At 66.5% G+C, this 10,158-nt stretch carries 8 protein-coding genes; 3 read left to right on the top strand and 5 right to left on the bottom strand.

Going from position 1 to position 10,158, the window contains the following annotated elements; genetic code table 11:
- Positions 1–1,309, top strand: a 1,309-nt coding sequence (locus L5876_RS10645; RefSeq protein WP_236956339.1) for a cation:proton antiporter, incomplete at its 5' end; no start/stop codon positions are given.
- Between the two features lie 320 nt (positions 1,310–1,629).
- Here the strand turns inward: L5876_RS10645 and L5876_RS10640 are convergent.
- The 3 genes from L5876_RS10640 to polA are packed head-to-tail and all read right to left on the bottom strand — an operon-like array spanning position 1,630 to position 6,365.
- Positions 1,630–2,796, bottom strand: coding sequence for a glycosyltransferase (locus L5876_RS10640; protein ID WP_236956338.1), 1,167 nt, complete (start codon positions 2,794–2,796; stop codon positions 1,630–1,632).
- The gene (locus L5876_RS10635; RefSeq protein ID WP_236956337.1) at positions 2,793–3,563 is read right to left on the bottom strand and encodes a hypothetical protein; all 771 of its coding nucleotides are present in this window, start codon (positions 3,561–3,563) and stop codon (positions 2,793–2,795) included. Before L5876_RS10635 ends, L5876_RS10640 begins: the two co-directional genes overlap by 4 nt.
- 15 nt (positions 3,564–3,578) lie before the next feature.
- On the bottom strand, positions 3,579–6,365 hold the full coding sequence (gene polA / locus L5876_RS10630) for a DNA polymerase I (protein WP_236956336.1): 2,787 nt from the start codon (positions 6,363–6,365) through the stop codon (positions 3,579–3,581).
- 86 nt (positions 6,366–6,451) lie between these two features.
- Between polA and L5876_RS10625 the strand changes: the two genes are divergently transcribed.
- Together L5876_RS10625 and L5876_RS10620 are read left to right on the top strand one after the other, a co-directional pair.
- Positions 6,452–6,991 carry a hypothetical protein gene (locus tag L5876_RS10625; protein ID WP_236956335.1) on the top strand — a complete coding sequence of 180 codons (540 nt, stop codon included), beginning with the start codon at positions 6,452–6,454 and terminating at the stop codon, positions 6,989–6,991.
- 31 nt (positions 6,992–7,022) lie between these two features.
- Entirely contained in the window at positions 7,023–8,264 is a 1,242-nt protein-coding gene (locus L5876_RS10620) for a hypothetical protein (protein ID WP_236956334.1), read from the top strand.
- Here L5876_RS10620 and L5876_RS10615 read toward each other — a convergent pair.
- Together L5876_RS10615 and L5876_RS10610 are read right to left on the bottom strand one after the other, a co-directional pair.
- The gene (locus L5876_RS10615; protein ID WP_236956333.1) at positions 8,211–8,600 is read right to left on the bottom strand and encodes a hypothetical protein; all 390 of its coding nucleotides are present in this window, start codon (positions 8,598–8,600) and stop codon (positions 8,211–8,213) included. The two genes, L5876_RS10620 and L5876_RS10615, sit on opposite strands and share 54 nt — an antisense overlap.
- Positions 8,601–8,604: 4 nt before the next feature.
- A complete protein-coding gene (locus L5876_RS10610) occupies positions 8,605–10,143 on the bottom strand; it encodes an SLC13 family permease (protein WP_236956332.1) in 1,539 nt (512 codons plus the stop codon).
- Positions 10,144–10,158 lie beyond the last annotated feature (15 nt).

The following is a 10,158-nucleotide window of genomic DNA, read 5'->3' as shown; positions in this document are numbered from 1 at the left end:
GGCCGCGGCAGCGGTCTTCCTCTTCGCCCTCGCCCAGTCGATCGGCGCGTCCGGCTTCCTCGCCGCCTATCTCGCCGGCGTGGCGCTTCGCTCCGCGCCGAAGCGTCGGGCGGCGGAGGCGACGGCGCGCTTTTCCGACGGGGTGGCGTGGCTTTCCCAGATCGGTCTCTTCCTGATGCTGGGCCTTCTGATCACGCCGAGCCATGCGCTCGCCGTGGCGGTGCCGGCGCTGGGCGTCGCGCTGGTGCTGATCCTGATCGCGCGGCCGCTGGCCGTGCTGATCTGCCTGTTGCCGGAGAAATTCCGGCCCAATGAGCGCGCTTTCATCGCCTGGATGGGCCTCAGAGGTGCGGTGCCGATCTTTCTCGGCGGCTTCCCGGTCCTGGCCGGGGTGGAGAATGCCAATCTCTATTTCTCGACCGCCTTCGCCGTGGTGATCGCCTCGCTGGTCATCCAGGGCTGGACCGCCGGTCCGGTCACGCGCCTTGCCCGCGTTGCCCCGCCGATCGAGGGGCGGAAGCGCTGGCGCGATTATGGCGCGATCGGCGCCGTGATGGCCGGGTTCGCCGGTGTGTCCATCGCCGCTTCGATGGCGGCGGGGCTGATCGACCGCAATGGCCCGGTCTTCACCGCCCCGACGGTGGCCGACTTACGCGAGCTGGTCGCACCGCCGACCACGGCGTCGTCAGGCGGGGTGCGGCTCGGAACGCTGCCGGACGACTGGATGGAGCTCGACATGGCGGAGCGCCGGCGTCTGTTTGCGCGCATCGTCGCCAGCCTGATCGCGGCGGAGAATGAGCGCGTCCTGCACGACCGCGAGACACTCGAGCGCTTCGCGGCGATGGAGGCGGAGGGCAACCGGCTCGATCTGTCGCAGCAGGCTGAACGCGACCGGTTGGCGCGCAAATATGGCGGCAGCTATGGCAATCTCGACGATTTGCTGGCGCGAGCCGACATCATCCCGCCCTCGCTGGCCATTTCGCAGGCGGTTCTGGCGACCGGCTGGGGCGGCAGCGAGGCGGCGCGCGAGCGCAATGTGTTGTTCGGGCGCTTCCCGGGCGCTGGCGGGTTCGACAGCCTCGCCGCCTCGGCAGAGGATTATGTCGGTTATCTCAACGCGCACCCGGCCTTCGCCGGTTTCCGCGCGGAGCGGGCGCAATTGCGCGCGGCGGGCGAGCCGATCACCGGTCCGGCGCTGGTGCACGAGATCGCGCCCTACGCCGACGATCCGGCCTATGTGGACCAGCTGCGCGCGGTGATGACCGGCCCGGATGCGCTGGATCAGTTCGATCCGGTGGCTGAGGAGTAGACCCTGCCGCGTATTCCCCTCTCCTTGAAGCGGGGGGATGCGAGTTGAGCTTCTCCGAACCCTCCAACGCTTGAATTCCCCGCGAAAGCGGGGACCCCGACAGACTGGGGAAGAGAGGCGGAACCGGTTGTGTTCGGCAGTACTCGCGGCGCCTCTGCGCCCTGCCGTTTCGAGGTCCCGGATCGCACTCGCGCGCGTCCGGGAATGCAGAATTGTTGCCCCGCTCTGATCTCCGCTTCGCGAAACCGGGGGCGAGCTTCAGCTCCCCATTTTCATGGTGACCCCATGAAAGCAAATCGACCTGATCTGCAGACGCGCCCTTAACCCTTCAAATCCGCGTTCGACGGGTCGAGCCAGCGTGCCCGTTCCAGGAGCTCGTTGAAGGCGGCAGGATCGGACTTTGCCCGCACGATCAGCGCGGCGAGCTCCCGGTCGCGGTCGAGCCGTGTCTTCGTCTCGTGATAGAGCCGGCCGGCCAGCGCATCGCGTTCGCTGAGGTGGGGCAGGATGGCGGCCAGATAGGCGCTGGCCTCCGCACCGATCCGGGAGGCGTCCGCCGGACCGTCTGCCCCGATTGCCTCATAATCCGCCAGATAATCCGCGACCGTGTTGGCGAAGGGAGCCTCGGCGCGCACCCGCGCCGAGACCCGCGCCGCGTCGTCCCAGTCGATGCCTGCGATCGCCTCGCGCAGCGCCGCCTCATCCGGCGGGTCGGTGATCGCGGCGATGCCGAAATTCTCCTGCCGCAGCGCGTCGAAATTCGCGGTCGTGACCAGCGGTCCGATCTTGCCGTAGTCCGCCAGGATGACGGCACAGCCCGACGCCATCGCCTCGATCGCGGCCCGCGCCTTGGCGAAGACCAGCCCGTAGCGCGGCAATTCGTCTTCCGGCGTGCCAAGGACTTTCCCCGCGCGCCCGGCAAAGTCGAGCGCCAGACCCTGCGCGCCGCAGGCCTTCATGAAGGGCAGGAGGTCGGCGGGCTGTGCGATGTTCGAGAACAGCAGCGCCCGTGTCTTCCGGCCTGCATCATTCGCCGCCGGCTCTCCCCGTTTGAAACGCCCGGAGTCGAAGCCGTTGAGCCGCAGCATAATCCGGTCGCCCGGCACCCCGGCGTCGAGCAGCTTCCGCCGGCAGGCTTCGCTGACCGCGGCATAGCGGCGAATGTTGGAGAATTGCGCCAGCGGTGCCTCCTGCCAGGGCAGCACGCCGTGGCAGACGAAGAGGGCTGGCGTCTGCGGGAAGGCGAGGCAAGCCAGCGCCGTCGTGTGATGGTGGTGGCCGTGCAGGATATCGGGAGCGGCCAGCCCGTCGAGCGTGTCCGTGACTTCGATCCCCGCCGCGCGGATTTCCTCCGCGACAATGCCCAGCACCGGGGCAAAGCAGACCGGCGTATGTCCGGCGGCTTTCAGTCCGAGGGCGAGATCGCGCACGTAAAGCTCGGTACCCGCTCGCCCGTCGAGCCCGTGATTGGTGATCAGGATAATCACGCCGGAACCATCATCTCCGCCAGCACCGGACGGAGATGGCTTCGGTATGTCAGCGCCGCCGTGTACTTGCCCTCGCGCACCCGTTTCAGCCCATGACGCTCGAAGAAGGGCGCTTCGTGGATCCACAACGCATCGTAGCCCCGCCAGCCGAGCGCCGGCCGCAGGATTTCCTGCGCCTGCGCCTGCTCGCCATAGAGCGCCAGCAGGTGATGGGCCTCTCCGGCCAGCTTGGCTCCGGCGAGGTCGATATAGGCCCGGATATGGGCCAGCTTCCGCGCCAGCGCTGCGTCATCGAGCGACCAGATCCGGCAATCCTCCGGCTTTGCGGAGCCGAAATCGCCCGGATCGCCGTCGAGCGCGATGTCATAGACCTCGATCCCGAGCGCGTGACCCAGTTCCAGCGTCATGAAATGACAGAGGTCGTGGGCCGGATTGTAGCCTTCAGCGGAATCCGCGATCAGGAAAGCGGGGCGCAGGCGCGACACAAGGGCCGTCAGATCGCGGCGCAGCCGGTCGAGGATCGTATCGTCCTGGTTCAGTAGCGCCGCGTAGAGCGTGGCATCGGGCACGAAGGGAAAGGCGAGCCGCTCCGGCAATCCCGCCTCGGCCAGAAGGTCGGTCGTCAGCGGGAGGCGCGAGACGCCGGTCGAACCCGACGCATCGGTGAGATAGAGGCAGGACGCCCCGAGCGCGCCGAGCGCATGCAGGATGCGCAGCTCATGTCCCGGATGGGCGAAAACCGCCACGGGGGCATTCGGCGATGTCATCGGCAGCCCCTCCGGTCAGTGCGCCTCGCCCCAATGATGGCCGGAAGCGGCCTCGACCGTCAGCGGCACGGAGATTTCCAGCGCCGGGCGCGCCGCCCCCTCCATGACGTCCTTGGCCAGCGCGATCAGCGCCGGGGCCTCGCTCTCCGGCACTTCGAACACCAGCTCGTCATGGACCTGGAGCAGCATGCGGGCGCCCAAGCCCTTCGCCTCGATCGCGCCGGGCAGGCGGATCATGGCGCGGCGGATGACGTCGGCGGCCGAACCCTGGATCGGCGCATTGATCGCCTGGCGCTCGGCGAACTGGCGCATGTTCGGGTTCTTGTCCTTGATCCCCGGCAGGTGGATGCGGCGGCCGAAAATCGTCTCGACATAGCCGCGGTCGCGCACCTCGGCCTTCTTCGCCTCCATGTAGTCGGCGACGCCGGGGAATTTCTCGAAATACTTCTCGATGAACTCCTTCGCCTCATCCCGGCCGATCGAGAGATTGGCGGCGAGGCCGAAGGCGGAAATGCCGTAGATGATGCCGAAATTGATCGCCTTGGCGCGGCGGCGGACCATCGGGTCCATGCCCTCGATCGGCACGCCGAACATTTCCGACGCCGTCATGGCGTGAATGTCGAGCCCGTCGCGGAACGCCTTCTTCAGCTCCGGCACGTCGGCGATATGCGCCAGCAGGCGCAGCTCGATCTGCGAATAGTCGGCGGAAACCAGCACATTGCCCGGCTCGGCGATGAAGGCTTCGCGGATCTTGCGCCCCTCCTCGGTGCGGATCGGGATATTCATCAGATTGGGGTCGGTCGAAGCCAGCCGCCCGGTCGAGGTCGAAGCCAGCGAGAAGGAGGTGTGCACCCGCCCCGTCGACGGGTTGATCGCCGCCTTCAGCGCGTCGGCATAGGTCGATTTCAGCTTCGCATAGGTGCGGTAGCCGAGAATCGCGCCGGGCAGTTCATGGCCGTCCGCCGCCAGCTTCTCCATCACCGACACATCGGTCGACCAGGCCCCGCCCTGCGTCTTCTTTCCGCCGGGAAGCCCCATCTCGCCGAACAGGATTTCGCCGATCTGCTTCGGGCTGGAAATGTTGAACGACCGCCCCGCAATCCGGTAGGCCTCGTCCTCATGCTCGGCCATCTTTTGCGCGAACTCGCCCGACAGGCGCGACAGACGCTGCGGATCGACCTTCACCCCGGCCAGTTCCATGTCCGCCAGCACGCGCGGCAGGGGGCGTTCCAGCGTCTCGTAGACGGTCAGCTTGCCGCGCGGACCCAGCGCGGGTTTCAGGATTTCATGCAGGCGCAACGTCACGTCCGCGTCCTCGGCGGCGTATTCCGTCGCCCTGTCCAGCGGCACCCGGTCGAAGCTGATCTGCTTCGCGCCCGAGCCGCAGACATCCTTGAAGCTCAGCGGCTTGTGGCCGAGATGCAGCTCGGAAAGCTCATCCATGCCATGGCCGTGCAGGCCCGATTCCATGACGTAGGAGATCAGCATCGTGTCGTCATAGGGGCGCACGTCGACGCCGTAGCGCGAAAGCACCGCGAGGTCGTATTTCAGATTCTGCCCGACCTTCAGCACCGCCGGGTCTTCGAGCAGCGGCTTCAGCGCCGCGAGCGCATCTTCCCGCGAAATCTGTTCCGGCGCCGCCCCGCCACCGAGAAGGTCACCCTCGTCCGGATGGACATGCGCCAGCGGGATATAACAGGCCCGCCCCGGCGCGGTCGCCAGCGAAACGCCGACGAGATTCGCCGCGCAGGCCGACAGCGCGTCGGTCTCGGTATCAACCGCGATCACCCCGGCGGCCTGCGCCTCCGCGATCCACGCTTCAAGGTCCGCCATTGTCGTCACGCAGGCATAGGCCGAGCGGTCGATCGGCGCGGTGGCGCTGCCCGTCTCGTCGGACACCGGCGCGCCCAGCGTCTCCTCGACGCGGCGAGTCAGCGTGCGGAATTCCATCGATTTCAGGAAATCGGTCAGCGTTTCGGCATCCGGGTCGCCGGTGCCGAACGCCTCCATCGGCTCGGGCAGGTCGCAATCCTGTTTCAGGATCACCAGCGTCTTCGACAGGCGCGCCGCTTCGGCGTGTTCGATCAGGTTTTCCCGGCGCTTGGGCTGTTTGATTTCCTCGGCGCGACTCAGAAGCGTTTCGAGATCGCCATAGGTCTCGATCAGCTCCGCCGCCGTCTTCGGCCCGATCCCCGGCACGCCCGGGACGTTGTCGACGCTGTCGCCGATCAACGCCTGCACCTCGATCACCTTGTCGGGTGTGACGCCGAACTTCTCGCGCACGCCTTCGGAATCGATGCGCCTGTTCTTCATCGTGTCGAACAGCGTGACCTGCCCGTCCTCGATCAGCTGCATCAGATCCTTGTCGGACGACACGATGGTGACCCGCGCCCCGGCCTTGCGGGCCTCGTGGGTATAGGTCGCGATCAGGTCGTCGGCTTCGTAATGCTCCAGCTCGATGCAGGGCACGCCGAAGGCGCGCGTCGCGTCGCGGATCAGCGGGAATTGCGGCACCAGGTCTTCCGGTGCGGGCGGGCGATTGGCCTTGTACTGGTCATAGAGTTCGTTGCGGAAGGACTTGCCGGAATGATCGAAGATTACCGCCAGATGGCTCGGCTGGTCCTCGCCCTTCAGGTCTTCCAGCAGCTTCCACAGCATGTTGCAGAAGCCCTGCACCGCCCCGACCGGCGTGCCGTCCGACCGGGTCAGCGGCGGCAGGGCGTGATAGGCGCGGAAGATATAGCCCGACCCGTCGATCAGATAGAGATGCGAGTCCTTGTCGAGCTTGCGCTGCACGGCCATGTTCGGTCCTTCGGGGGAGCTGGTTCGGGTCGGGAGCAAGCTAGAGCATTTTCAGCGGAAGTGGGAACCGGTTTCGCGGTTCGAAAATGCGGCTTCTTGGACAGCTCGCAGGTGGCGGGCAGGAACAATCGCGCCATACTGAAACGGCTGTGACCCATCGCGACTTTCTGCATATCGTTTTACGCTGCCGGCAGTGCGGTACGGACCTGACCGGACCGGTTCAGATGCAATTCTGGTCCCCCGGGCCGGACAGCGTGCCGGCCAGCTGGCCGGACGACCGACAAACCTTCTCGGGTCTCGGCGTCGCTGTGCGCGTGAAGCAGCCCTATGTCTGGCGGCACGGCGACGGACCGAGGCCGCATCTGGGACATCTGCCGATCGATTTCATACACCCGAACGATTTGGCGGACGATGTGCGCCTGACCGAAAAACAGCAATATCGCAACGGATGTTGCGGCCTTGATGGGTGCGATGGCCCGAACCAGCTTTGCCAATGCGGTGCCGAGATCGGCACACTGATGACCGACTGTTGGACGCTCTACGGCTTTGTTCCGGAACCCGGCGAAACCTATTGGGCCGTAGTGAGGCCAGACCCCGATTTTCCACGACGCCGGCCAAATCCCTGATACACTTCAAGCGTGTGAGGGGAGTGCGAGCATGGCTGAAAGGCGCAAACGACTGAAATGGGGACGCTGGCTGCTTCTGGCGCTGGTCGTGCTCTATTTCGCGCCGGTGATTCCGGACACGACGCCCGCGCCGCGGTGCTGGGCCATGGATTCGACGGCAACATGCGGCCCGGAAGACGACATCCATGAATGGGTGTCTCCCTCACGAGAGGTGGCGGGGCAGATATTTGGTATGGTGGTCGAACCACAGCGCCATCCGGGCTGGAGGTATGAGACCTACACCGCAGACGCAGCCGAAGCGCGGGCGGGACGCGCGCGTATCGGCCTGTTTCTGTCGCGGCTATCCACGTTTCGGGGGGCGACTCTGAACCGCCGGGCAAAGCGGGAGCGCGCCTTCCTCGACCAGTATAATGGGCGCCATGAGCGCGCTTCTCGCGCATTTGAGCAGCTCGCCTCAGACCCGCGCTTCAATTGGCCCGGTTATTGGCAAACTCAGATGGACTTCAACGGCGCGCTGCACAACGCGTTCCTCGCGGAGGACCTTCCGCGTCTTTATGCCTTGGCTGAAAGAGCACTCGAATTCTATTCGGAGGAGGATGCCGACGGACGGCTTTCGGTTGTTCTGGCGACGGCAAATTCGGCTATCCGTCTGGAAGACCTGGACACGGCCGAGGACTGGATTGAACGGGCAGTACCGGCGGTCACCACTCCACAGCAGCAAGCACGCCTTTACGAGGAACAGGCCAATCTGTTGCGGGCGCGGTATGCTGAAAGGAGATCGATCGACGACGCAGACGAAGCATTGCGGCTGTATTCCGAAGCGCTTGAGATCGCCTCAAGCCCACCGGGCGATGAACCGCGCCACTGGACGAACGATCAGCTTCAGGACCTTGGAACCGCGAGGGCGCGTCTGTTGTCTGATCTCGAGCGCTGCAACGAAGCCCGCGATGTTATCGAGGGGACAATTGCGAACCTGCTACCGCCGCCAGCCGACGAAATTTCGCTTTGCAGCGAACCGGAAAACGGCGTGAAGCTGGAAACTTGGTCATACGTCGCGCGCCGCTGCGTTCTTCTACAAATGATAGGCGGGGTTGAATCCGCTTCTGTCTGTGCAGAGGCCAATGATTTGGCCGCACGCGGTTGCACGGATGACCGGTGGCACCCCGACAGTGATGTGATGCCCCGGCTTGAACCGACTGAACCCCTCGCCTGTTTCGCGTCAGAGAACGACCCAGATCAGGGCGGCGCCGCCGATGAGGCTGACCGGGGCTAGGGCCGGGTAGATCCAGAGCGGCAGGCGGTCCGCCCACCACACCGCATAGGCCGCATGCCAGCGCCTCGGTGCGAGGGCGATCACGATCGAGCTGACCACGATGAACCCCCCGGCCACGGTCAGGATCAGCGGCGCCTTCGACGCCGAAGCTGCGCCGATCAGGCAGAGGCCGCCCAGCGCACGAACGGCGTGCTCGCCATAATGGATGAGCGGGGTCGACCCCATTTTCGCAAGGATCGCGCGGCAGGCGGCGGGCCGGACCGCCATCCAGCCTGCGGCGAGGATCAGGAACAGCCCGAAGGCGACAACCCCGTAACGGGCGATCTCGGCGAGCATCGCCCTAGCTGCCGAACAGGATCGGGCCGATCAGCGCGCCGACGGCGGTGATCGCCAGCGCGGCCAGCAGATTGAGCCGCACGCCCGCCTTGATCATCTGCCCCTGCGTCACCGCGCCGGAGGCGTAGACGATGGCGTTGGGCGCGGTCGCGACCGGCAGCATGAAGGCGCAGCTCGCCGCGATCGCCACCGGCACGATCAGCTGCTCGGGCGGCACCCCCGCCCCGGCGGCGAGCGCCGCCATGACGGGCAGGAAGGCCGAGATGGTCGCGACATTGGAGGTCAGCTCGGTCAGGAAGAGCACGAACAGGACGAGCGCGAAGACGAGCAGGGCGGGATGCCAGGCGGCGGCGAAACTCATCGTGCCGCCGAGCCAGTCGGCGAGCCCGGTCGAGGACAGCGCCGCGGCCAGCGAAATACCCCCGCCGAACAGGATGATGACATTCCAGGGCAGGCGCGCCGCCGTCTCCCAGTCGATCAGCGCCTGGCCCTTCGCATGTCCGCCCGCCGGGATCAGGAAGGCGGCGAGCGCGCCCATCACGGCGATCTGCATGTCGTTGAGCGCGAGCGTGATGCCGAGCCCGGCCTGTTCCGATGCCCAGGCGAGGAGCGGGTTCCAGCCCCAGTCGCCGCCGGACCACAGACCCGTCCAGGCAATCAGTTCCGGCGGCAGCACCCGGCCCATCCACAGGAGGGCCACGACGCCGAACAGCATCGCCGCGCGCGCTTCCGGTGCAGTGACGGGGCCCAGCCCGCGCAGCTCCTCGCGCACCACGTCGCGGGCGGCGGGATTGCCTTCGCCTTTCACCCGGAAGGCCCATTTCGTCAGCACGAACCAGCCCACGGGGATGACCAGAAGCGCGGCGGGCACGCCGAGCGCCATCCATTCGGGGAAGCTCATCCGCTCGGTGCCGAACTCGCGCGCCATGAATTCCAGCGCGATGAGATTGGTCGGCGTGCCGACCGGCGTCGCCACCCCGCCGATCGAGGCGGCATAGGCGACGCCCAGCGCCAGCGCCGGGGCGAAGAGTTTCGATCCCGCGCCTTCGCGCTGGATCTCCTCGGCGACCTTCAGCGCGATGGGGATCATCATCAGCGTCGTGGCGGTGTTGGAAATCCACATCGACAGGAGGGCCGAGGCCGCCATGAAGCCGGCAATCATCATCGACGGCTTGCCGCCGAAGGCCGACACGACGTTGAGCGCGATGCGCGAATGCAGATTCCAGCGCTCGATCGTCATTGCCACGATGAAGCCGCCGAGCAGCAGCATGACGGTGGTCGAGGCATAGGGCGCGGCCGCGGCGCCCGCGCTGGCGATGCCCAGCAGCGGGAAGAGCGCCATCGGGATCAGCGCCGTCGCGGCGATCGGAATGGCTTCCGTCGCCCACCACGCCGCCATCAGCGCGGCGAGCGAAGCCAGCAGCCAGGCTTCGCGGCTGAGGCCGTCGGGAACGGGGATGAGCTGAATGAGGGCGGCGAGCGCCAGCCCGGTAAAGAGGCCGATCGTTTTCGAATTCAGGCCGGGTTTCGGGCTGCGCGCCACCGGTCCGGTGCCGCT

The sequence above is a fragment of the Hyphobacterium sp. SN044 genome (assembly GCF_021864465.1).
In the GTDB taxonomy this organism is placed as follows: domain Bacteria; phylum Pseudomonadota; class Alphaproteobacteria; order Caulobacterales; family Maricaulaceae; genus Hyphobacterium.
Note: the sequence above shows the minus strand (reverse complement) of the source record. Positions and strands in the feature narration are given on the sequence as shown.